At 68.4% G+C, this 20,660-nt stretch carries 23 protein-coding genes and 1 tRNA gene; 14 read left to right on the top strand and 10 right to left on the bottom strand.

The genetic code is table 11. The features are described 5' to 3' along the window. Nucleotides 1-27 precede the first annotated feature (27 nt). Nucleotides 28-1,197 (bottom strand): cysteine desulfurase family protein, encoded by a 1,170-nt coding sequence (locus AO398_RS03280; RefSeq protein WP_058190538.1) that lies wholly within the window; start codon nucleotides 1,195-1,197, stop codon nucleotides 28-30. Between the two features lie 273 nt (nucleotides 1,198-1,470). Between AO398_RS03280 and AO398_RS03275 the strand changes: the two genes are divergently transcribed. The 3 genes from AO398_RS03275 (at nucleotide 1,471) to AO398_RS03265 (ending at nucleotide 3,952) form a co-directional block, all read left to right on the top strand. After that, nucleotides 1,471-2,127 (top strand): alpha/beta hydrolase, encoded by a 657-nt coding sequence (locus tag AO398_RS03275; protein WP_058190537.1) that lies wholly within the window; start codon nucleotides 1,471-1,473, stop codon nucleotides 2,125-2,127. A gap of 87 nt (nucleotides 2,128-2,214) precedes the next feature. Further along, the gene (locus tag AO398_RS03270; protein ID WP_058190536.1) at nucleotides 2,215-2,601 is read left to right on the top strand and encodes a response regulator; all 387 of its coding nucleotides are present in this window, start codon (nucleotides 2,215-2,217) and stop codon (nucleotides 2,599-2,601) included. A gap of 58 nt (nucleotides 2,602-2,659) precedes the next feature. Next, nucleotides 2,660-3,952, top strand: coding sequence for an aminotransferase class I/II-fold pyridoxal phosphate-dependent enzyme (locus AO398_RS03265; protein ID WP_058190535.1), 1,293 nt, complete (start codon nucleotides 2,660-2,662; stop codon nucleotides 3,950-3,952). A 45-nt stretch (nucleotides 3,953-3,997) separates the two neighbouring features. Here AO398_RS03265 and AO398_RS03260 read toward each other — a convergent pair whose 3' ends face one another. The 6 genes from AO398_RS03260 to AO398_RS03235 form a co-directional block, all read right to left on the bottom strand. Further along, complete coding sequence (locus tag AO398_RS03260; protein ID WP_058190534.1) at nucleotides 3,998-5,167, bottom strand: acetyl-CoA acetyltransferase; 1,170 nt, start codon at nucleotides 5,165-5,167, stop codon at nucleotides 3,998-4,000. Between the two features lie 66 nt (nucleotides 5,168-5,233). After that, the gene (locus AO398_RS03255) at nucleotides 5,234-6,952 is read right to left on the bottom strand and encodes an IlvD/Edd family dehydratase (protein ID WP_058190533.1); all 1,719 of its coding nucleotides are present in this window, start codon (nucleotides 6,950-6,952) and stop codon (nucleotides 5,234-5,236) included. A gap of 114 nt (nucleotides 6,953-7,066) precedes the next feature. Continuing rightward, nucleotides 7,067-7,636, bottom strand: coding sequence for an NUDIX hydrolase (locus tag AO398_RS03250; protein ID WP_058190532.1), 570 nt, complete (start codon nucleotides 7,634-7,636; stop codon nucleotides 7,067-7,069). A gap of 181 nt (nucleotides 7,637-7,817) precedes the next feature. Beyond that, nucleotides 7,818-7,892: transfer RNA gene (locus AO398_RS03245), tRNA-Thr, on the bottom strand. 149 nt (nucleotides 7,893-8,041) lie between these two features. Next, the gene (aroB, locus tag AO398_RS03240; protein ID WP_058190622.1) at nucleotides 8,042-9,187 is read right to left on the bottom strand and encodes a 3-dehydroquinate synthase; all 1,146 of its coding nucleotides are present in this window, start codon (nucleotides 9,185-9,187) and stop codon (nucleotides 8,042-8,044) included. 19 nt (nucleotides 9,188-9,206) lie between these two features. After that, nucleotides 9,207-9,806, bottom strand: coding sequence for a shikimate kinase (locus AO398_RS03235; protein WP_058190621.1), 600 nt, complete (start codon nucleotides 9,804-9,806; stop codon nucleotides 9,207-9,209). Between the two features lie 258 nt (nucleotides 9,807-10,064). On the opposite strand from AO398_RS03235, the gene AO398_RS03230 reads away from it, so the two are divergent. From AO398_RS03230 to AO398_RS03220, 3 genes are all read left to right on the top strand, one after another. After that, on the top strand, nucleotides 10,065-10,217 hold the full coding sequence (locus tag AO398_RS03230; RefSeq protein ID WP_058190531.1) for a hypothetical protein: 153 nt from the start codon (nucleotides 10,065-10,067) through the stop codon (nucleotides 10,215-10,217). After that, nucleotides 10,214-11,152 carry a site-specific tyrosine recombinase XerD gene (locus AO398_RS03225; RefSeq protein ID WP_058190530.1) on the top strand — a complete coding sequence of 313 codons (939 nt, stop codon included), beginning with the start codon at nucleotides 10,214-10,216 and terminating at the stop codon, nucleotides 11,150-11,152. Before AO398_RS03230 ends, AO398_RS03225 begins: the two co-directional genes overlap by 4 nt. 125 nt (nucleotides 11,153-11,277) lie before the next feature. Then, complete coding sequence (locus AO398_RS03220) at nucleotides 11,278-11,796, top strand: MarR family transcriptional regulator (RefSeq protein WP_058190529.1); 519 nt, start codon at nucleotides 11,278-11,280, stop codon at nucleotides 11,794-11,796. 97 nt (nucleotides 11,797-11,893) lie between these two features. Here the strand turns inward: AO398_RS03220 and AO398_RS03215 are convergent, their stop codons facing one another. After that, nucleotides 11,894-12,259 carry a cytochrome c family protein gene (locus AO398_RS03215; protein ID WP_058190528.1) on the bottom strand — a complete coding sequence of 122 codons (366 nt, stop codon included), beginning with the start codon at nucleotides 12,257-12,259 and terminating at the stop codon, nucleotides 11,894-11,896. Between the two features lie 334 nt (nucleotides 12,260-12,593). On the opposite strand from AO398_RS03215, the gene AO398_RS03210 reads away from it, so the two are divergent. Next, on the top strand, nucleotides 12,594-12,788 hold the full coding sequence (locus AO398_RS03210) for a hypothetical protein (protein WP_058190527.1): 195 nt from the start codon (nucleotides 12,594-12,596) through the stop codon (nucleotides 12,786-12,788). On the opposite strand, the gene AO398_RS03205 is transcribed toward AO398_RS03210, so the two are convergent. Continuing rightward, nucleotides 12,776-13,792 (bottom strand): NAD-dependent epimerase, encoded by a 1,017-nt coding sequence (locus AO398_RS03205; RefSeq protein ID WP_058190620.1) that lies wholly within the window; start codon nucleotides 13,790-13,792, stop codon nucleotides 12,776-12,778. The genes AO398_RS03210 and AO398_RS03205 overlap by 13 nt on opposite strands. 115 nt (nucleotides 13,793-13,907) lie before the next feature. Between AO398_RS03205 and AO398_RS03200 the strand changes: the two genes are divergently transcribed. The 7 genes from AO398_RS03200 (at nucleotide 13,908) to xseA (ending at nucleotide 19,879) form a co-directional block, all read left to right on the top strand. After that, a complete protein-coding gene (locus tag AO398_RS03200; protein WP_244498643.1) occupies nucleotides 13,908-14,147 on the top strand; it encodes a hypothetical protein in 240 nt (79 codons plus the stop codon). Nucleotides 14,148-14,314: 167 nt separating this feature from the next. Continuing rightward, the gene (locus AO398_RS03195; protein WP_058190526.1) at nucleotides 14,315-14,578 is read left to right on the top strand and encodes a hypothetical protein; all 264 of its coding nucleotides are present in this window, start codon (nucleotides 14,315-14,317) and stop codon (nucleotides 14,576-14,578) included. Nucleotides 14,579-14,714: 136 nt separating this feature from the next. Continuing rightward, nucleotides 14,715-14,972, top strand: coding sequence for a hypothetical protein (locus tag AO398_RS03190; RefSeq protein ID WP_058190618.1), 258 nt, complete (start codon nucleotides 14,715-14,717; stop codon nucleotides 14,970-14,972). Nucleotides 14,973-15,035: 63 nt separating this feature from the next. Beyond that, a complete protein-coding gene (locus tag AO398_RS03185) occupies nucleotides 15,036-15,245 on the top strand; it encodes an Rmf/CrpP family protein (RefSeq protein WP_058190525.1) in 210 nt (69 codons plus the stop codon). After that, nucleotides 15,245-16,564 (top strand): MFS transporter, encoded by a 1,320-nt coding sequence (locus AO398_RS03180; RefSeq protein ID WP_058190524.1) that lies wholly within the window; start codon nucleotides 15,245-15,247, stop codon nucleotides 16,562-16,564. Before AO398_RS03185 ends, AO398_RS03180 begins: the two co-directional genes overlap by 1 nt. A gap of 97 nt (nucleotides 16,565-16,661) precedes the next feature. Further along, nucleotides 16,662-18,134 carry an MDR family MFS transporter gene (locus AO398_RS03175; protein WP_058190523.1) on the top strand — a complete coding sequence of 491 codons (1,473 nt, stop codon included), beginning with the start codon at nucleotides 16,662-16,664 and terminating at the stop codon, nucleotides 18,132-18,134. Between the two features lie 50 nt (nucleotides 18,135-18,184). Continuing rightward, entirely contained in the window at nucleotides 18,185-19,879 is a 1,695-nt protein-coding gene (gene xseA / locus AO398_RS03170) for an exodeoxyribonuclease VII large subunit (RefSeq protein ID WP_058190522.1), read from the top strand. A 10-nt stretch (nucleotides 19,880-19,889) separates the two neighbouring features. On the opposite strand, the gene AO398_RS03165 is transcribed toward xseA, so the two are convergent. Next, nucleotides 19,890-20,648, bottom strand: a complete 759-nt coding sequence (locus AO398_RS03165; protein WP_058190521.1) for a GNAT family N-acetyltransferase — start codon at nucleotides 20,646-20,648, stop codon at nucleotides 19,890-19,892. Nucleotides 20,649-20,660 lie beyond the last annotated feature (12 nt).

Below are 20,660 nucleotides of genomic sequence, written 5' to 3'. Positions count from 1 at the left end.
CTGTCGGAAAGCGTGGAACGCGGTCGCTCAGGCCGCGTACCCTCGCCGTTTATATAGGGGCTGCAAGGCCCGTTCGAAGGCGTCGAGAAAGCGTGACGCATCCTCGTCCACCGTGTTCCAGCCGAGGCTGACGCGCAGCGCACCCCCGGCAAGCTCGGAATCGACACCCATCGCCGCCAGCGTCGCCGAGCGCGCGACCTTGCCCGAGGAGCAGGCCGAGCCCGACGACACCGCCACGCCGGCGAGGTCGAGGGCGATCAGCGCCGCGGGAGCATCAAGGCCCGGGACCGCGAAGCTGAGCGTGTTGGGCAGGCGCGGCGCATGGGCCGCGAACACCACCGCATCGGGGGATCGGGCGAGCACGCCGGCCTCGATCCGGTTGCGCAGGCCCGACAGGCGCGCGGCCTCCCGAACGAGCGCCTCGCCGGCGATCCGCGCCGCCTCACCCATGCCGACGATGGCCGGCAGGCATTCGGTGCCACAGCGTTGGCGCTGCTCCTGCCCGCCGCCGCGCAGGAAGGCCGCGTCCAGGGCGACGTCGTCGGCCAGGATCATCGCACCGACGCCCTTCGGGGCGGCGAATTTGTGGCCCGAGAGGGTCAGCGCATCGAGGCCGAGGGCCTGCATATCGAGGGCGATCTTGCCAACCGCCTGTACGGCATCACTGTGCACCAGCACCCGGCCATGGGCGTGGGCCAAGGCTACGATCTCGGCCAGAGGCTGGACGGCACCGGTCTCATTGTTGGCGGCGTGGACTGAGACGAGCACATTCTCGCCCGCGAGCGCTGTGAGACGACTTTCGAGGGCGGCGAGGTTGATCACGCCGGCCGACGTAACTGGCAGCAACTCGACCGCGCCCTTGGGGAAGCGATGGCCGGCGGCTACGCAGGGGTGTTCCGTCGCCGTATGGAGAAGGCGGGTCGGCTTCGGCTGCCCGCGTCGGCCGAGCGCCCCGGACAGAACCGCATTCGCGGCTTCGGTCCCGCCACTAGTGAAGACCACCTGTGCCGGACGGGCGCCGATCAGGGCAGCGACTTGGGCGCGGGCGGCTTCGAGGGCTGCACGCGCCGCACGGCCTTCCTGGTGGATCGATGAGGGATTGCCGGGCAGCATCAGCGCGCGTGCCACCGCCTCCGCCACGGCGGGGCGGACGGGGGCGGTCGCGTTGTGATCGAGATAGGCGCGGGCCCGGCTCATGCTGATTCCGTGTCGTCCCCTGCTGCAGCGCGTTACAATTCCTTGCCCGCGCCCCGGCTCGCCGTGCTAAGGCGCGCCGACAAATGAGGTCTCGCCAACCGTGAGGCTGGTGCAGCGCGCAAGCATTGCACGCCGTCTAAGCTACTTTAGAATAGTTCTAATCGCCTAGAACAATTCTAAGAGCGTTTGTATGGTGTGCGTGCGGCGAGTCAAGGCTGCCTCTCCACTGCCCACGATCGCGCGGCCGGCGACCGCTGAAACGAGAGTCGAACGATGCCTGAAGTCATCTTCACCGGCCCGGCCGGACGTCTGGAAGGCCGTTACCAGGCCCCCAAGAAGCGCGGCGCGCCGATCGCCATCGTGCTGCACCCGCACCCCCAATTCGGGGGTACGATGAACAATCAAATTGTGTACAACCTTTTTTACACCTTCGCCAATCGCGGCTTTGCATCCCTGCGTTTCAATTTCCGTGGGGTCGGCCGCAGCCAGGGCGCGTTCGATCACGGCTCGGGCGAGCTGTCCGACGCTGCCGCAGCCCTCGATTGGGTGCAGTCGGTCAATCCGGAGGCGAAGTCGTGCTGGATCGCCGGCGTTTCCTTCGGCGCGTGGATCGGGATGCAGCTGCTGATGCGCCGTCCTGAGATCGAGGGTTTCATCTCGATCGCCGCCATGGCCAACCGCTTCGATTTCACCTTCCTGGCCCCCTGCCCCTCCTCCGGTCTCTTCGTGCACGGCTCCGAAGACCGGGTCGCGCCGGCCCGGGATGTCATGCCGGTGATCGAGAAGGTGAAGGTGCAGAAGGGCGTCATCATCGAGCACCAGATGGTCGAGGGGGCCAACCACTTCTTCGACGGCAAGGTCGACGAGTTGACCCAGACGGTCGACACCTACCTCGATAAGCGCCTCGGCAAGCGCGAGGAGGCCGCCTGAGGCGGAAGCTCCGGCGCCTTGACGGGGACAGGCCCGGGGCATACGGCGCGGGCTTCGAACGTCGCGGCTTTAACCTTTGCAGGTCTGATGTCAGAGAGCCCATCCGACCAACCCGTCGTGTTGCTCGTGGAAGATGACGGCCTTCTGCTGATGGAGGCGTCGGACACCCTGGCCGATGCCGGCTTCACCGTGTTGGAGGCCAGTCACGCCGACAAGGCGCTCAAGGTCCTGGAAAATCGCGACGATGTCGGCGTCCTGATGACGGATGTCGACATGCCGCAGGGTTCGATGGACGGGTTTGCCCTGGCCCGCTTGGTGGCGCATCGGTGGCCTGGGATTCCCGTGCTGGTCGTCTCCGGCATGGGCACGCCCGGGCCCAACGACATGCCCGACGGGGCTCGCTTCATCCCGAAGCCCTACGAGCCGACGACTCTGGTCCGAACCCTGCAGGCCTTCATCCATCGCGCGGCGTGAAGCCTTTTCCGGCTCGGGCGCATCCACGATCCGGGCGTCGAACAGCCGACCGAGAGCCATGACGGATTTGAGCCGCAAGCATCGTTTCGCGACCCGGGCCATCCATGCCGGCGCGGCGCCGGACCCCGCCACCGGCGCGCGGGTCCAGCCGATCTATTTCACAAACGGTTTCGTGTTCGATTCCACCGAGCAGGCGGCCGACATCTTCGCCGGCCGCCGCTCCGGTTTTTCCTATTCACGGGGCTCGAACCCCACGGTCGCCGCTCTTGAGCGGCGGGTCGCCGATCTCGAAGGCGCCAAGGCGGGCGTCGCGGTGTCGTCCGGGCAGTCGGCGATGATGCTCGTGCTGATGACTCTGATGAAGAGCGGCGACGCCTACGTGGCCTCGCCGCGCTTGTTCGGCGGCTCCCTGGGCGTCATGCGCCGGCTCGACGGCCGCTACGATCTGAAGCCGCGCTTTGCCCGCGGCATGCGGCCGGAGGATTTCGAGGCGGCGATCACGCCGGAATGCCGGGCCATCTTCTGCGAGTCGATTGTGAACCCGTGCGCCTCGGTGGTGGATCTCGACGGGATCGCCGCGGTGGCCCGGCGCCACGGCCTGCCCCTCGTCGTCGACAACGCCCTGGCCTCGCCGGCCCTGATCCGGCCGATCGAGCACGGTGCGGACATCGTCTGGCACTCGACCTCGAAATTCCTGAGCGGTTCGGGCCAGACCATCGGCGGCATGATCTGCGATGCCGGCTCCTTCGACTGGACCCGGACCAGCGGCTACAACCTGATCACCGAGCCCTGGCCGGACTACGACGGCCTCGTCCTGACCAAGAGCTTCCCGGAGACGCCCTTTGCGGCGGCCTGCCGGTTCTTCGGCCTGCGCGATCTCGGCCCCGGCCTGTCGCCGATGAACGCGTTCCTGACCCTGATGGGCATCGAGACCCTGCCGCTGCGCATGGAGCGGCACTGCGCCAATGCCCGGGCTGTCGCGGCCTTCCTCAAGGACCATCCGGCGGTGGCCTGGGTGAGCTATCCCGGCCTGCCGGGGCAGCCCGGGGAAGAATTGGCCCAGCGCTACACCCCGCAGGGGCCGGGCTCGATCTTTACCGTCGCGCTCAAGGGCGGCGAGCCGGCCGCGCTGAAATTCATCGCGGGGCTCGAGCTGATTTCGCACCTCGTCAACATCGGCGAGATCAAATCGCTCGCGATCCACCCGTCCTCAACCACCCATCGGCAGCTGCCTGAGGGTGAAAAGTCCGCGGCTCAGGTCGGCCCGGAGACCGTGCGGCTGTCGATCGGGCTGGAGAACGAGGCCGACCTGATCGCAGACCTTGCGCAGGCGCTGGACAAACTCGGCTGAGGGGGATCGCCCCCCTCTCCGCCACCAATCCGAGGCTGGGTCGCGCTATCGCCGCCGCTCCAGGATCGACACGTAGTTCGCCACCGCCGCGCCGCCCATGTTGAAGATCCCGGCCAGGTTCGCGCCGGGAACCTGCATCTCACCGGCCTCGCCCATGAGCTGCAGGCAGGCCATCACGTGCATCGAGACGCCGGTGGCGCCGACCGGGTGGCCCTTGGACTTCAGCCCGCCGGACGGATTGATCGGCAGCCGTCCGCCCTTCTCGGTCAGGCCCTCGCGCACGACGCGGAAGCCCTGGCCGGGTTCGGCCAGCCCCATCGCCTCGTACTCGATGAGCTCGGCGATGGTGAAGCAATCGTGCGTCTCCACGAACGACAGATCACTGTTGCCGATCCCGGCCTGCGCGCGGGCCTTCTCCCAGGCAAGCCGCGCGCCCTTGAATTCGGTCGGATCCCGGCGCGACAGGGGCAGGATGTCGTTGACATGCGCTCGGGCGCGGAAGCCGATCGCACGGGTCAGCCCCTCGGCAGTCTCGGCATCCGCCACCACGATGGCGGCAGCGCCGTCCGAGATCAGCGAGCAATCGGTGCGCCGAAGCGGTGCTGCAACGTAGGGGTTCTTCTCGGAGACCGTGTTGCAGAATTCGTAGCCGAGGTCCTTGCGGAGCTGCGCGTACGGGTTGGCCACACCGTTTCGATGGTTCTTGGCGGCGATGCGGGCAAGTTCCGCGCTGCGGTCGCCGTAACGCTGGAAGTAGCCCGCTGCGATCCGCCCGAACACACCGGCGAAGCCACCCTCGATGTCAGCCTCCTCTTTCCGGTAGGAGGCGCCGAGCAGGATGTCTCCGGTCTCGGCCACGGATTTCGCCGTCATCTTCTCGGCGCCGACCACCAGGGCGATCCGGCCGCGGCCGCTATCGACGAAATCGAGGGCTGCGTAGAGCGCCGCCGATCCGGTGGCGCAGGCATTCTCCAGGTGCGTCGCCGGCGCATGCGCGAGGCCTGGCCGGTTCAAGGCGACCTGAGACCCCTCGAAGCCCTGTTTCGAGAAGCCGGTGTTCATGACGCCGACATAGATTCCGTCGACCTGGGATTCATCGACGCCGGCATGCTCCAGCGCCTCGCCCGACACCCGTGCGATCAGGCCCTCGACATCCGGTTCCTCGAGCTTGCCGAAGGGGGTGTGGGCCCAGCCCACGATGCAGGCGCGCGTCATGCTCTCGACTCCTCCCAATTCTTCGTCGAACGATGGCCCTGGGGCGGCCGAGGATCAAGCCACGTTTCAGCCGGGCTCGCCGTCGCCGATCAGGAAGTCGAAATCGCAACCCTGCGGCGCCTGGGTGACGGTACGTCGGTAGAGCGCCTTGTAGCCACGCTTGGGTGCCGGCGGCGGCTGATGGTCCGCGAGGCGCCCGGCGATCTCGGCCTCGTCCACCAGCAGGTCGATCCGCTTGTCGCGGATCGACAGGCGGACCCGGTCGCCGTCGCGTACGGCGCCGAGCGGACCGCCGATGGCCGCTTCCGGGGCGATGTGCAGCACGATCGACCCAAAGGCGGTGCCGGACATCCGCGCGTCGGAGATCCGCACCATGTCCTTGACCCCCGCCCGGGCGAGTTTTTTCGGAATGGGCAGATAGCCGGCCTCGGGCATGCCGGCGGCATGCGGCCCGGCATTCTGCAGCACCAACACGTCGCCCGGCGCCACGTCCAGATCCGGGTCGTCGATGCGGCGGCTCAGGTCTTCGAGGCCGGTGAACACCACCGCCCGCCCCTCGGATTCGAACAGCGCCGGCGTCGCGGCGGCGCGCTTGAAAATCGCTCCGTCGGGGGCGAGATTGCCGCTGAGCGCCACCAGCCCGCCCACCGGCGAGACCGGGTTGTCGAACGCGCGGATCACCGCGCGGTCGACCCAGCCGGGCGGCTCGTCAAGGCGCTCTGCGAGGGTGCGGCCCTCCACGTCCACGGTGTCGAGATGCAGGAGCGGGCGCAGCTCGCGCAGCAGTGCGCCCATGCCGCCGGCGGCATGGAAATCCTCCATATACCCCTCGCCCACCGGCTTCAGATCGACGAGCACCGGCGTCTCGTCCGAGATCTCGTTGAAACGGCTGGATGGAATGCGGATGCCAAGGCGCCCTGCGATGGCCGTCAGATGCACGATGGCATTGGTGGAGCCGGACACCGCCATCAGGACCCGGATCGCGTTCTCCACCGACTTCCGGGTGATAACCTGGGCCGGGGTGATCTTGGTCTGGATCAGCCGCACGGCCGCGCGCCCGGTCTCGTCGGCGGCCGGCAGCCGGTCCGAATGCACCGCCGGGATCGCGGCGGTCCCCGGCAGCGACATGCCAAGCGCTTCGGCGATGCATGCCATGGTCGAGGCCGTGCCCATCACCGCGCAGGTGCCGGCCGTGACCGAGAGCCTTCCCTCGACCTCGGCGATCTCCTCCGCATCCACCGTGCCGGCGCGGTATTTCGCCCAGAAACCCCGGCAATCCGTGCAGGCGCCGAGACGCTGGCCCCGATGGCGGCCGGTCGACATCGGGCCGGTCACCACCTGGATCGCCGGCAGGCCCGCGGAGGCCGCGCCCATCAGCTGGGCCGGCACGGTCTTGTCGCATCCGCCGATCAGCACGACCGCGTCCATCGGCTGGGCCTGGATCATCTCCTCCGTGTCCATGGCCATGAGGTTGCGGTACATCATGCTGGTCGGGTTAAGGAAAACCTCGCCGAGCGACACGGTCGGGAACGGCATCGGCAGGGCTCCCGCCGCCAGCACCCCGCGCGAGACCGCCTCCACCAACTCCGGCATGCCGCGATGGCAGTTGTTGAAGCCGGACGGCGTCATGGCGATGCCGATCACCGGCTTGTCGAGGAGCGTGCGCGAGATCCCCATCGATCGGGCGAAGGAGCGACGCAGGTAGCGCGCGAAATCACGGTCGCCGTAATTGGTCAGACCCCGGTCGAGGCCGTGCGGTTCGGCAGTGCCGGCGTCTTCGCTCATCGCTTCGATTCCTGAGACGGGGTTCTACTCAGCGCAGGTGGAACGCGATCCAGGCGACCGCGAAGACCACCGCGCCGGTGATCAACCATTGCACGAATACGCGATAGCGGATTCTCACGCCGCGAAAAGCTCCGGGTGCCGTGCGCGAAGCGCCAGGATCAGCGTCAGCGTCTTCAGGTCTGTGAGTTCGGCCCGGTCCGCTCTCCCGGCGAGGTCAGCGAGGGGGATCTCGACGATCCGGATGTTCTCGTGCTCGCCGTCTGCGCCGCCGCCATCCTCAGTCCGGTCAGCTCGCCCGTAGGGCGCCAGATAAAGGTGCAGCTTCTCCGTTGTCAGGCTGGCGCAGGAATAGGTGGCGCCCACGAATTCGAGATCGCGCAGGCGCAGGCCCACCTCCTCCAGCACCTCGCGGCGGCCGTTCTCCTCCGGGCTGCCCGCGTCGATCAGACCGGCCGGCGCCTCCAATTGCACGTGCTCGCCAGCGGCGAACAGAGGCGGCACCCGTAATTCCCGCACCAGCGTAGCGACCCGCCGCTCGGGATCGTAGGGCAGGACGCTCACCGAGTTGCCGTGATCCTCAATTTCGCGCTCGACCACGGCGCCGTCGGCGAGGCGCACCGTTGCGATCCCGAACTTGCTCCAGCCCTCGTGGATAAACCGGACACCCAGGATCTCGGGTTTCATGGCGTGTTCCCGTCTGCTGAGCCGACGCGCGGCACAGATCGACCTACATAAAGACAGGCCGTCCGGTTCCGTGGGAGGTGCCAAGCACGGCGGCGTTCCAACGGGACGCCTCCCGGGGATCTCTCGCCAGTACCAGAAATCGGGAATGATCGGACGCGCTAGCGCTGTCCGTTAGAGAAAATGGTGCCGGAGGAGGGATTTGAACCCCCGACCTTCGCTTTACGAAAGCGCTGCTCTACCACTGAGCTACACCGGCAACCGGCAAGATCGGCGTACCGATCTTGAACGTCTGTCCCGAGCGTCGATAAGGACGGTCCGAGCCAGACCTCCGTGACGGTTCGCGCCGTCCCGGACGTGGCAGGCTCATAGCGGTCCGACCGGCGCAAGGCAAGGCCGATGGCGCGATCAGGGGCGCGGATCGGCGTCCAGTTCGTCCTGCAGGAACGCCCGCACCTGACCCCGATCGATGCCGGGGGCGATGAAGCTTTGGCCGATGCCGCGGGCGAGGATGAAGGTCAGGGCCCCGTCGCGGACTTTCTTGTCCTGGGCCATCGCGTCGAGGAGGGCGTCGGCGTCGCCGCAACCGCCCGGAACCGCCTGGAGCCGGGTCGGAAGTCCCGCGAGAGCGAGGTGGTTGGCGACGCGGCCTGCATCCTGTCCGGAACAGAGACCCAGCCGGGCCGAGAACCGGAAGGCCAGGGCCGTGCCGATCGCGACCCCCTCCCCGTGTACCAGCCGGGCCGAGTCGTAGCCGGTCAGTCGCTCCAGGGCATGCCCGAAGGTGTGGCCGAGGTTGAGCAAGGCACGCTCGCCGTCTTCCCGCTCATCACGGGTGACAACGGCCGCTTTGGCGCGGCAGCAGGACGCCACTGCTTCCTCGCGCTCCGGCCCGCCGGAAAAGATCCCCCGCCAGTTCGCCTCACACCAGTCGAAGAAGCCGGCATCGGAAATCAGTCCGTATTTGGCGACTTCGGCGTAGCCCGCGCGCATCTCGCGTTCGGACAGCGTGTCGAGCGCCGCCGTGTCGGCCACGGCGAGGCGGGGCTGATGGAAGGCGCCGATCAGGTTCTTGCCGAGTGGGGCGTTGATCCCAGTCTTGCCGCCCACCGAGGAATCGACCTGTGCGAGCAGGCTGGTCGGGACCTGCACGAAGCGCACGCCCCGCCGCAGGGTCGCAGCCGCGAACCCCGCGAGGTCCCCGACCACGCCACCGCCCAATGCAACCACTAGGTCGCCGCGCTCGACTTTCAGCGCCAGCAGGCCATCGCAGACCTGAGCGTAGCCAGCATAAGATTTCGAGGCCTCGCCGGGCGCCACCGTCACCACGCCGGCATTGAGGCCGGCGCGCTCCAGGCTGTCCCGCAGGCGATCGGCATACAGCGCCGCGACGTTCTCGTCGGTGACGATCGCCGCCCGCCTGGCACCGAGGGCGACCATCTGCCCACCGGCGGTTTCGATGAGGCCGCGGCCGATCAGGATGTCGTAGGCGCGGCCGGCATCGAGCGGGACGTGGACCGTCAGGGGAACCGGATGGGGCGAGGGCTCGGTCACGGACAGACTCACTGCAAGGTCACTGGGCGGCGATGGAGTTCGGGCTTCCGCCATTCAGGTGGACGTCCAGCGCCTCCAGCACGTCCTGAACGACCCGGTCGTGCGACACCTCCCGGGAGATCACCACCACGTCGGCCGCCGCGTAGACCGGGTGACGGATCGCCATGAGGTCGCGCATCGTCGCCTCGGGATCTTCGGTCAGGAGCAGAGGGCGGTTTCCGCGCTTGCGTACCCGCCGCATCAGGACGTCGAGATCGGCCTTGAGCCAGACCGAGATGGCGGATTCCTTGATCCGATCCCGGGTCGCCGCGCGCAGATAGGCACCGCCGCCGGTCGCCAGCACGAGGGGGCCGGCCCGCAGCAGGCGCGAGATCACCCGTTCTTCGCCGTCCCGGAAGCTCGGCTCGCCGTAGATGGCGAAGATGTCGGGGATGGTCAGGCCGGCCGCCGCCTCGATCTCGCTGTCGGCATCCTTGAAGATCAGCCCGAGCCGGCTGGCGAGGCGCCGGCCGACCGTGCTCTTGCCCGCTCCCATCAAGCCGACGAGCACGATCGAGCGCAGGCCCAGCGCCCGGCGCAGGCGCGCCTCGATCGGTTCACCGACATCCTCTTCGTTCATCGACGGCAGCATCGCATGGTCGCGGCGTCTCCGGCTCCCTATCGGCCGCCCCGTACGCGCCTCGCCGGGGGCTTCCAATCCTGTGCCAGGCTCTTAGCGCGATTCAAGCGGCCTGCGAAACGCATCGCTGTGTCCTTGCGGGCCTTGTCAGCGCCGCGATCGCGTGGTGGAAACCGATCTCTCGCGACATCCTGGGGGTGGCTTTCCGCGCGCTCCCCTCCCCGCCGACTGCGCTCGTCTGCCCGAGGTTCGACCGACGTGCCGACCCTGTTCCGTTTCTTCGCCACCCTCGCGATCCTGGCCGGCCTTGTCTTCGCTGCGATGTTCGCGCTGGCGAATTTCGTTGTGCCGACACCTCGGGAGATGATCGTGACCATCCCGGCTTCGAAGCTCCAGCCGGGCAACCGTTGAGCGCGGCGGCGGCAGGGAGTCCGGCCCAGCCCCCCTCTCAGGAGGTCGCCGCCTATCTCGACATGCTGGCGGCCGAGCGCGGGGCAGGTGCCAACACGCTGGCCGCCTACCGGCGCGACCTCGACGATTATCTGGCCTATCTGGACCGCGCAGGTATCCCGCTCGAAGAGGCCGATACGCACAGCCTTCGGGCGTTCGTGGCCGATCTGGAGACCCGCGGGCTCATGGCGTCTTCGGCCGCTCGGCGCCTGTCCTGCGTGCGCGGCTTCCACAAGTTTCTCTACGCCGAGGGCTATGCCGAGGCCGATCCGAGCGTCGCGGTCTCCGGGCCGCGCCGGGGCCGGACCCTGCCGAAGGTGTTGTCGATCGCCGAGGTCGACGGGCTGCTGGCCACTGCGCATGCGGCTGCGGCCGACGAGGAGACGGGGCCGGCGCGGCGCGCACGCCGGATGGTCTGCCTGCTCGAGCTTCTCTACGCGACGGGATTGCGCGTCTCGGAACTCGTCGCCCTACCGCGCGCCGCCGGCACCACGAGCGAGCGCTACCTGTTTATCAAGGGCAAGGGCGGCCGCGAACGGCTCGTCCCGCTGACCGAGGCGTCCCGGGCCGCGATGACCGCCCACTTGGCGGCCGTGCCGGAGGAATCCCCCTGGTTGTTCCCAACCGACAGCGACAGCGGCCACCTGACCCGGCAGGCTTTCGCCCGTGACCTGAAGGCTGCGGCCGTCGCGGCCGGATTGCGCCCCGACCACGTGAGCCCGCACGTGCTGCGCCATGCCTTCGCCAGTCATCTCCTGCAGAACGGGGCCGATCTGCGCATCGTCCAGGAGTTGCTCGGCCACGCCGACATCTCGACGACGCAGATCTACACGCACGTCCTCGATGAGCGCCTGAAGGCGATGGTACGAGACCTGCACCCGCTTATGGATGGCTGAACGCCGCACGCGATCTGTGGCACGCCGCCTGTCCCCGCGAATTGTACAGGTTTGACGAACTGACTAAGAGTGGCCCGTCGGCATACCGGTACGATAGGCCGCCTTTACCAGAGAGAGTTTATCCGATGTCAGGCCCGACTGCTTCGCAGAGCGGCGCTGAGCCGAACCAGGCGGGTCATGCGAGCGTCGACCAGTCGTCGCCACGGGATCGGCAGCGCCTCGACAACCAGCTGTGCTTCGCGGTCTACGCCGCCGCGCACGCGTTCGGCCGCGCCTACCGAACTCTTCTCGGCCGCTACGAGCTGACCTATCCACAATATCTTGTCCTGCTGGTTTTGTGGGAAGAGGATGGCCTGTCGGTCAAGGAGATCGGCAATCGCCTGTTCCTCGATTCCGGTACCCTGACTCCGCTGCTCAAGCGTCTGGAAGCCTCGGGCCGCGTGCGGCGAGCCCGCGACCGAGCCGATGAGCGGCAGGTCAGCATCTTCCTGACGGCTGCAGGACAATCGCTGCGCGACGTGCTCGCCTGCGTGCCCGACGAGGCCGGCGATCGGACCGGGCTCGACATGCAGGGCCGTAAGGACCTGCTGAACGATCTCGTCACCCTGCGGCTCGGCCTGCAGGCCGGCCTGATCCCCGAGTAGTGCGAACGCGGCTTCGTCGCGCTGTTTCACAACGCATAAGGGCACCCGCGCGGCTGCGCGGATGCCCCCAGCTTCAAGTGCGCGATGGCGCGCGCGCTTAGGACTGCGTCTTGAGGTAGGCGATCACGTCGTTGATCTTCTTGTCGTCCGGGTAGCCCTGGAAGATCATCTTGGTGCCGGGCACCTTGGCCTTCGGGTTCTTCAGCCACTCGTGAAGCGTGGCCTCGTCCCAGGTGAGGCCGGAATTCTTCAGCGCGGCCGAGTAGTTGTAGCCCTCGTAGGTGCCGGCCTTGCGCCCGACGACGCCCTTCAGGTCCGGGCCCACGCCGTTCTTCTGGAAGTTGTGGCACGCCTTGCAGGGGGCGAACGCCTTCTCGCCTGCCGCCGCATCACCAGCCTCCTGGGCCTGCGCCGAGAGCGGGATCAGGGCGGCAAGAACGGCGCCGAGAACGAAAGAACGCATGGATTTCCTCCTTATGACCGCTAGCGCGGCAGCGTTTAGAGCAGAGCTTGCCTGCCTGGAACAGCTCTAAATGATTACACGCAGATGGTGCAACGGCCTAGCCTCCCGAGAGCCGCCGTCCCGCTGTTTGCGTGGGCCGACCAGACCCTCAACACGTGGCCGCGTGCTGAGCCGCCTGCGGCGGATGGAAGCTGGAGCGTTGAGGGCAGGCTCGGAGGCGAAGCCAGCTTGTGATGCCGTCCGTTTGCGGATCACGCCGGTGACGCCATAAGCAGGCCGAACCGGCTGGCTGGGGGATCGCGCCTATGGCGGTGTCGGGAGCGGAGCGCCCACGATGACCTTTCGCACGCTGGCGATCTTCGTCACGCTCTGCGGCCTCGTCGCTCTGGCGATCGCGGTTCTCGACGAGCCGGAGCGTCTTGGGGTTGTCGTCGAGAAACTCGGCGCGGGCGGGATGTGGACCGGGCTCGCGGTCTTCGTCGGGATCGCGGCCGTCCTCGGCTATCGGCGCCGCGCTCAAAGGCCGTGATAGGTTCGATACCACGCGACGAAGCGCTCGATCCCGAGCGTCAGCGGGGTTGCCGGCCGGAACCCGGTGTCGCGGGCCAGGTCGTCGATATCTGCGTAGGTCGCCGGCACGTCGCCCGGCTGCATCGGCAGCAGGATCGTCTCGGCCTTCCGTCCGAGCGAGTCCTCGAGGAGCGCGATCATGCGCATTAGCTCCACCGGCTCGTTGTTGCCGATGTTGTAGACTCGGTAGGGCGCCGCGCTGGTGCCGGGATCAGGTTCGGCGCCGCTCCAGGCAGGGTTCGGCGCGGCCGGCTTCTCCGCGAGGGCGACGATCCCTGCGACGATGTCGTCGATATAGGTGAAATCCCGGCGCATCCGGCCTTCGTTGAACACCCGGATCGGCTCGCCGGCCAGGATGGCGCGCGTGAACAGAGACATTGCCATGTCGGGCCGACCCCAGGGTCCGTACACGGTGAAGAAGCGCAAGCCCGTGGTCGGCAGCCGGTAGAGATGGCTGTAGCTGTGCGCCATCAGCTCGTTGGCCTTCTTGGTTGCCGCGTAGAGGCTCACCGGGTGGTCGACGTTCTGGTGGATCGAGAACGGCATGGCGGTGACTGCGCCGTAGACCGAGCTGGAGGAGGCGTAGAGCAGGTGCTCGATGCCGCCGTGCCGGCACGCTTCCAGGATGTTGAGGAAGCCGACGAGATTGCTCGACGCGTAGGCGTGCGGATTCGTCAACGAGTGACGGACACCGGCCTGTGCGGCGAGGTGGATGACGGTGTGGAAACCCTGGCGGCGGAACAGTGCGTCGAGCCCGGGCCCATCGGTCAGATCGAGGAGCTCGAAGCCGAAACCTTCGAACGGTTGGAGGCGTCGAAGCCGCGCCTCCTTCAGGCCGACATCGTAATAGGCATTGAGATTGTCGAGGCCCACGACTCTCCGGCCCGCCTCGAGGTAGCGCAGCGCGAGTGCGTTACCGATGAATCCGGCGACGCCTGTGATCAGGACAGGAGGCAGGGACATGACCGGACACCGAGGGCGGGCGGTGCCGCCGGAGCCGGTGATCAGTATCACGCGTCCTTCTTTGATTCACCCGCAAGCGCTCTCTTGCCGCGCACAGAGGGAGGCGACAAATCGCGTGCCCGTGCAGACTGACGAACGCCCCCTGCCGGAGAGCCTGACGCGCTACCTCGGTGCATCTTCCGCCGACGTGAGCGAGCCGGTGCCGCGGCCTGCCGAACGCAGGATCGGACCCGCCGAACAGGGCTCCACGCACCGGGCCCTTGAAGCCCTGCTGCTGCGTGGCTTTGTCTACCTCACATCAGGCCTCGTCTGGCTCCTCGTGGTCGGTCTGGTGCTCCGTCACCTCGCACGCTGAGTGCTGCCTACGACCTAACTCGACCGGTGGATATCGGTCGATCTGCGGTGCGGCAGCGAGATGTATCGGTACTTCTGCGGCCAAATCCGATATTGGAAGTGCCGATCGCGGGGTCGTATCGGCGCGTTCGACCGCGCCGGTCGGCGTCCGTTTCTGGGGATGGGACGATGGCTCTGACCGGGCGCTTCTGGTTCCGCAAATCTTGGACGGGCCGGCTCGTGCTGCTGGTCGAAGAGGTACGCCCGCGCTGGTTCGGCCGCGGCGCCGGAAAGCCGCGCTGGCGCAACGCCCGACTGCTAGATTTCGCCGAGCCCGAGTTGCGTCCGCTGATGGCGATGGAGAAGCTGCATCGCACGGGGACGGCTTCCGCCACCGTTCACACCCTCCGACCGGTCCCTTCGGCCCCCATGGCGCAAGCCGCCAACGGCTGAGCACCGCGCACGGCATCGTAACGGATGGATCTTCCTGACCGGTCCGGTGGGCAGCGCGGTGCTGACCTGAGCCGTCCCGATCCCCATTTGGAGAATGCGCTCCTCGCAGGAGCGCGCGACCCCGGGGACGACGGCCATGCCGCGCTACTTCTTCCACACGCAAATCGGCGCGGACACGATCACCGATCCGACCGGGTGCGAACTGCGCGATCCGGATCAGGCCTGGGAGAAAGCCCAGGACACGATCCGCGCGGCCCTGGCCAATCCGCAAAACCAGGCCCGACTGTTGACCGCCTGCCTGATCGTCACCGATGCCGCGGGCGAGGTGGTGCTGGAATTCCCGTTCAGCGAGGCCGTTTCTCTGCCGCCGGACGCGGATCCCACGCTTCATTGAGGCGCCGGCGCGCGTGGGTGCCCTACATCGCGCCAGACGCGACACACGAGGAACTGCGCCCGCATGGATTCGCCCCCGAACGATCTCGACACGCACGCTCTCGGACGCGCCGCACCCGGGAAGGGCCTTGCACGCGAGGCCTGTCCTTATGCCGAGGGTACGGAGGCGCGCACGCACTGGCTTGCAGGGTATGACGAAGCCATCGCTGACGGGGCCGAGCCGGTGACCGGCGGACTCGCCAAGCATCCGCCCGCCGGGGAGCCGACGCGCTGATGGATGCCAGGACGACGATCCCCGCCGGCGCCACGCCGCATCCCACCCTCGACCGCAAGGCGGTCGGTGCCGTGGTGCTAGGCAACGCCCTCGAATTCTACGATTTCACGGTCTACGCCTTCTTCGCCAAGCCGATCGGCGAGGCGTTCTTCCCGGCGACCGACCCGACCCACAGCCTCCTGGCGTCGTTGGCTCTTTTCGGCATCGGCTACGTGATGCGGCCGATCGGCGGCGTGTTGATCGGCGCCTTCGCGGACCGGGCCGGACGCAAGCCCGCGATGCTCATCACCATCGCGCTGATGGCACTGGGCATGCTGATGCTGGCCGCCTGCCCGTCCTACGCGGCCATCGGCGGCTGGGCGCAGGTGATCGTCATTGCCGGGCGCCTCATCCAGGGTTTGGCGCTGGGCGGCGAGGTCGGCCCGTCGACCGCTTACCTTCTGGAGGCTGCGCCCCCGGCCAAGCGCGGCTTCGTGACCAGCTGGCAGATCGCCAGCCAGGGCTGCGCTGCCCTGGTCGCCGGGATCGTCGCAACGCTCCTGGCGCTCATCGTCGGCGACCAGGCGATGTCGGCCTGGGGTTGGCGGGTGATGTTCGCCTTGGGCCTGTGCGTGGTCCCGGTGGGCCTCGTGATCCGGAGCCATCTGCCGGAGACCGCCGGCGCCGAAGAGGACCCGCATGCGGCTCCCTCGACGCTGGCTGTGGTCAAGCGCTTGTTGCGCGAGCACGGCCGCCTGCTGGGTCTGACCTTCCTGGTCATTGCCGCCTCGACCGTGTCGAACGCCGTAGGCACCAACATGCCGGTTTTTGCCGGCGCGACCCTGGGCCTGAGCGAGACCGCCGCCACCGCCGTCCCGATCGCCCTGGGCCTCGCCTCGGTGATCTTTCCGCTTCTGGGTGGCTGGCTTGCGGACCGCTTCGGCCGGCGCCCGCTGATGATCTGGCCGCGAGCCCTGATTCTGGTCCTGGCTGTGCCGGCTTTCGCCTGGGTTGTGAGCGCGCCGAGCGCCGCAAGCGTCTATGCGGTGACCTTCCTGCTCTCGGCCCTGTCCTCGATCAACGCCGCCGCGGTGATCGTCGGTATCCCGGAGGCGTTGCCGAGGGCGGTGCGCAGCGCAGGGCTATCGATCGTCTACGCGCTCTCGGTCTCGATCTTCGGCGGCAGCACCAACTACGTGATCAACTGGCTGATCGCCGCGACCGGCGACCGGCTGGCCCCGGCCTATTACCTCGCTGCCTTCAGCCTGGTCGGGACCATCGCTGCGTTCCTGCTGCCTGAGACCCGCGGACGCGACCTCGACGCGGAGCTCGAAGCGTAGCCGCCCGTGTGCGTTCCCGCACGGCTCGGAAGCGGGGCTATGCGGGAGCACATCTCCAACGCTAGGTCGCTGGCGGCTGCGGGCCTAGACCGCAGGGATGCCGAGCCCCTCCGAGACGCGCCGCCCGCTGGTCCTCGCCGCGGTGATGGCGGCGATGTTCATGATCGCCATCGAGGCGACGATCGTCTCGACTGCCATGCCGCAGATTGCCGGGCAGCTCGGCGACCTCCACCTCTACGCCTGGGTCTTCGGCTCCTTCCTGCTGACCCAGACGGCCACCACGGTGGTGTTCGGCAAGCTGTCCGATCTCTATGGCCGGCGCCCCGTGCTGCTGTTCGGTATCGCGGTGTTCCTGGCCGGCTCGCTGCTGTGCGGGCTCGCCTGGTCGATGCCCTCTCTGATCCTGTTCCGGCTTGTACAGGGCGTTGGAGCTGGGGCGATCCAGCCGGTGAGCCTCACGGTGATCGGCGACCTCTACCCGGCCCGCGAGCGCGGCAAGGTCCAGGGCTATCTCGCCAGCGTCTGGGGTATCTCGTCGGTGGCAGGCCCGCTCGTCGGCGGCTTGATCATCGGCCATCTGAGCTGGCCTTGGATCTTCTGGATCAACCTGCCCGTGGGCGTCGTCGCGGCCGGTCTGTTCCTGCTCTACCTGCGGGAGAGCGTCGAGCGCCGCAGCCGGCCGATCGACGCGCTTGGCGCCGCCTTGTTCACCACGGCCATCGCGGCGCTGATCATGGCGCTGACTGAGGCCGGCACCTCGGCGGCTGCGGCCCTGTGGCCGGCCCTCGGCTTCGTGGTGGCCGCCATCCTGTTCGTGCTGCAGGAGCGGCGGGCCGCCGACCCGATGCTCGACATTCGCCTGTGGATGCAGCGCCCAATCGCCACCACCAACGCCGCCACCCTGCTGTCCGGCATGACGGTGATCGGGCTGACCGCGTTCCTGCCGATGTACGTCCAGGGCGTGCTCCGGCAATCGCCGCTGATCGCCGGCCTGACCCTGACGCTGATGGTGCTCGGCTGGCCGATCGGCGCCACCACGGCGGCGCGCAACTTCGTGCGCTTCGGCCTGCGCCCGACGCTGCTGGTCGGCGCCACCCTGCTGCCGCTGGGCGCCACCGCCTTCGTTGCCCTGGGGTCGGCGACCTCGCCAATCGTGGCCGCCTGCGGCTCGATCGTGATGGGGCTTGGCATGGGCTTTCTGTCCACTGCCGCCATCGTGATTATCCAGGACAGCGTAGACTGGGCGCAACGGGGCGCCGCCACGGCTTCGAATATCTTCGCGCGCAACCTCGGCTCGACCTTGGGCGCCACCGCCTTGGGTGCCGTGCTGAATTACCGCCTGGTCAACCCGGTCGACGGCCCGCCGGTCGATTCCAGCCAGCTCCGGCGCCTCCTCGAGGATCCCGCGAGCCTCGGAGCCGGCGGCGACGCGATCCGCGACGGGCTCCAGCACGCCCTGCACGGCACGTTCTGGACGGTTTTCGCGGTGGCCCTGCTGACCTTGGTGCTGTCGCTGTTCGTGCCGCGGGTCGCGATCTCGGACGCACCGCGTGAATTGGCCGTTGAATAGGACAGCTCTGGACCTTTGACCTGGCGGCGCGGGCCGCCTAGCGTCCGCCCATGCCCCTCGTGCCGCCTCCGCGCCCCGCAGCCTCGCCCGCCGCGGATATCCCGCCGACCAGCGTGCTCACCGCCAACCAGCCGGAATGGTCGGTCGGCGAGCTGGCGGGCGCGCTCAAGCGGACCTTGGAGGATGCGTTCGGCCATGTCCGCCTGCGCGGCGAGATCTCCGGCTATCGCGGGCAGCACGGCTCAGGCCACGCCTATTTCTCCCTGAAGGACGGACAGGCCCGGATCGACGCCGTGGTCTGGAAGGGCGTGTTCGGGCGCTTGCGCCAGAAGCCGCAGGAGGGACTGGAGGTGGTCGCTACCGGCCGCATCACCACCTTCGCGGGCAAATCCTCGTATCAGATCGTGGTCGAGAGCCTGGAGCCGGCGGGACTCGGCGCCTGGATGGCCCTGCTGGAAGAGCGCAAGAAGCAGCTTGCCGCGGAAGGGCTGTTCGCCCCGGAGCACAAACGCGCCATTCCCTACCTGCCGCGCGTTGTCGGTGTCGTCACCTCGCCCACCGGGGCGGTGATCCGCGACATCCTTCACCGGCTGGAGGACAGGTTCCCGCGTCCCGTGCTGGTCTGGCCGGTGCGTGTCCAGGGCGACGGCGCGGCTGAAGAGGTCGCCGCCGCGATCCGGGGCTTCAACGCGCTGGGGCCGAACAGCGTCATCCCGCGCCCGGACGTGCTGATCGTTGCCCGGGGCGGCGGCTCCATCGAGGATCTGTGGGCCTTCAACGAGGAATGCGTTGTCCGCGCCGCCTTCGAGAGCGTGATCCCACTGATCTCGGCCGTCGGGCACGAGACCGACACCACGCTGATCGATTACGTCTCCGATCGGCGGGCCCCGACGCCGACTGGCGCGGCCGAGATGGCCGTACCGGTGCGCGCCGACCTGATCGCCACGGTGACGGATCTCTCAGGCCGCGCGATCGGATCGATCGGGCGCCGGGTCGAGCGCGACCGGTCCGACCTGCGTGCGCTGGCCCGCGCCCTGCCGAGCGCGGACGCCATCCTCGCTGCCAAGCGCCAGCGTCTCGACCTCGCCGAAGCACGCCTTGCCCCGGCGCTCGCGGCCGGCGCCAGCCGGCACCGCGCCCGGCTGCAGCTCCTTCTCGACCGCATGGCTCGCCGCTCGCCGGACGTGGCTCTGGCCAATGCGCGGGCGCGCTTCGCCCGAATCGATCACCGTCCGCTGACCGCCTTGCGCAACGACGTTCAGCGCAAGGGCGAGGCCCTGTCCCAACTCGGCCGCCGCCTCGTCGTCGCCCGGGATGCCAGCCTGGAGCGGGCACGAGCGCTGCAGGCGCGTCGGTCCGACCGCCTGGTTGCCCTGACGGATCGCCTGACCCAGGCCGGACTGCGCGGCATCGAGCGCCGCCGCGACCGGCTCGAAGGCCTCGCGCATCTCCTCGGCTCGCTCAGCTATCACGCCGTGTTGGAGCGTGGTTATGTCCTGGTCCGCGATGCTGCCGGCCTGCCGGTCGGCCGCGCCGCCGAGGCCGCAGCAGCCAGCCGCCTCAGCCTGCAATTCGCCGACGGAACGGTGAATGCGGTGCCGGATGGGACCCCTGACCCATCCGTGTCCGCCAAGCTGGCCCCGCGTACGACGCGTACGCGTTCGTCATCCGGTGCAGAGATGGGGAAGCCTAAGCCCGCGAGTGCCGCCGCAGCCACGCGGCAGGGTTCGCTCTTCGATGCCTGATCGCACGACCTCACTCCTGAGGGTCTGGGCCAACGCGGTAGTGATACCGGTACAGTTCCCGCTCGAACCCCAGCCCCCGGTAGAGCGCACGCGCCGGTCTGTTCGCCGCCACCACCTGCAGGCAAGCGGCCCGGGCACCCTGGCTCTTGGCCCAGTGGAGCAAGGCGCTCACGGCCTGTCTGCCAAGGCCGCGGCCGCGCAGACGTTCGACCGTGGCGACCGATTCGATGACCAAAACATCGTCGTCGAGAACCCCGAACGCGAAGGCGCCGATCCGGTCCTCCGCGGGCGCGGCCGAAAAGGCTCGCGGCAGGATCAGGGTGTCCACCGTGTCGCGGAACGCCTGCGCGGCGGCCGCGTCGGCCCGGTTCACGGCGTCGCGCACCGCCAGCCATTCCGCACCGGGCGCCGGTGTGAGTCTCACCACGGGATCCGGCGAACCTGACAGGTCGGCGAGGTCGCGAAACAGCGTGCAGGTCTCGTCGACGACGGTGTAATCGCCCGCCGCCAGCAGTGGCTTCATCTGCGGCGCGATGTCCGGCACTCGGAAGATCGCCCGCCGACCGAGGGCCGCGTAGAACGCTTGGCCGGCCGCGATCGCCTTCTCCGGAGCGCCGCTGCCGCGCAGAGGGTTCACGGAGTTCTGCCGCTTCGAGCCGCCGCCCGCGGCGCGCAGGAGATAGCCGTGGACCAGAAGCTGGCGTGGGCTGGGCCAGGCGTTGAGGCAGGCCTCTTCGACGCGCCAAGCCAGATCGATGTCGGACGTCATGATACGCTCCGG

The sequence above is a fragment of the Methylobacterium sp. GXS13 genome, assembly GCF_001455965.1.
Classification (GTDB): Bacteria; Pseudomonadota; Alphaproteobacteria; order Rhizobiales; family Beijerinckiaceae; genus Methylobacterium.
Note: the sequence above shows the minus strand (reverse complement) of the source record. Positions and strands in the feature narration are given on the sequence as shown.

What these genes read in the sequence shown, in the direction of transcription:
- AO398_RS03280 (WP_058190538.1), bottom strand. Translation starts at nt 1,197, where the DNA reads ATGAGCCGGGCCCGCGCCTATCTCGATCACAACGCGACCGCCCCCGTC.
- AO398_RS03275 (WP_058190537.1), top strand. Translation starts at nt 1,471, where the DNA reads ATGCCTGAAGTCATCTTCACCGGCCCGGCCGGACGTCTGGAAGGCCGT.
- AO398_RS03270 (WP_058190536.1), top strand. Translation starts at nt 2,215, where the DNA reads ATGTCAGAGAGCCCATCCGACCAACCCGTCGTGTTGCTCGTGGAAGAT.
- AO398_RS03265 (WP_058190535.1), top strand. Translation starts at nt 2,660, where the DNA reads ATGACGGATTTGAGCCGCAAGCATCGTTTCGCGACCCGGGCCATCCAT.
- AO398_RS03260 (WP_058190534.1), bottom strand. Translation starts at nt 5,167, where the DNA reads ATGACGCGCGCCTGCATCGTGGGCTGGGCCCACACCCCCTTCGGCAAG.
- AO398_RS03255 (WP_058190533.1), bottom strand. Translation starts at nt 6,952, where the DNA reads ATGAGCGAAGACGCCGGCACTGCCGAACCGCACGGCCTCGACCGGGGT.
- AO398_RS03250 (WP_058190532.1), bottom strand. Translation starts at nt 7,636, where the DNA reads ATGAAACCCGAGATCCTGGGTGTCCGGTTTATCCACGAGGGCTGGAGC.
- AO398_RS03235 (WP_058190621.1), bottom strand. Translation starts at nt 9,806, where the DNA reads ATGAACGAAGAGGATGTCGGTGAACCGATCGAGGCGCGCCTGCGCCGG.
- AO398_RS03220 (WP_058190529.1), top strand. Translation starts at nt 11,278, where the DNA reads ATGTCAGGCCCGACTGCTTCGCAGAGCGGCGCTGAGCCGAACCAGGCG.
- AO398_RS03215 (WP_058190528.1), bottom strand. Translation starts at nt 12,259, where the DNA reads ATGCGTTCTTTCGTTCTCGGCGCCGTTCTTGCCGCCCTGATCCCGCTC.
- AO398_RS03210 (WP_058190527.1), top strand. Translation starts at nt 12,594, where the DNA reads ATGACCTTTCGCACGCTGGCGATCTTCGTCACGCTCTGCGGCCTCGTC.
- AO398_RS03205 (WP_058190620.1), bottom strand. Translation starts at nt 13,792, where the DNA reads ATGTCCCTGCCTCCTGTCCTGATCACAGGCGTCGCCGGATTCATCGGT.
- AO398_RS03195 (WP_058190526.1), top strand. Translation starts at nt 14,315, where the DNA reads ATGGCTCTGACCGGGCGCTTCTGGTTCCGCAAATCTTGGACGGGCCGG.
- AO398_RS03190 (WP_058190618.1), top strand. Translation starts at nt 14,715, where the DNA reads ATGCCGCGCTACTTCTTCCACACGCAAATCGGCGCGGACACGATCACC.
- AO398_RS03185 (WP_058190525.1), top strand. Translation starts at nt 15,036, where the DNA reads ATGGATTCGCCCCCGAACGATCTCGACACGCACGCTCTCGGACGCGCC.
- AO398_RS03180 (WP_058190524.1), top strand. Translation starts at nt 15,245, where the DNA reads ATGGATGCCAGGACGACGATCCCCGCCGGCGCCACGCCGCATCCCACC.
- AO398_RS03175 (WP_058190523.1), top strand. Translation starts at nt 16,662, where the DNA reads ATGCCGAGCCCCTCCGAGACGCGCCGCCCGCTGGTCCTCGCCGCGGTG.
- xseA (WP_058190522.1), top strand. Translation starts at nt 18,185, where the DNA reads ATGCCCCTCGTGCCGCCTCCGCGCCCCGCAGCCTCGCCCGCCGCGGAT.
- AO398_RS03165 (WP_058190521.1), bottom strand. Translation starts at nt 20,648, where the DNA reads ATGACGTCCGACATCGATCTGGCTTGGCGCGTCGAAGAGGCCTGCCTC.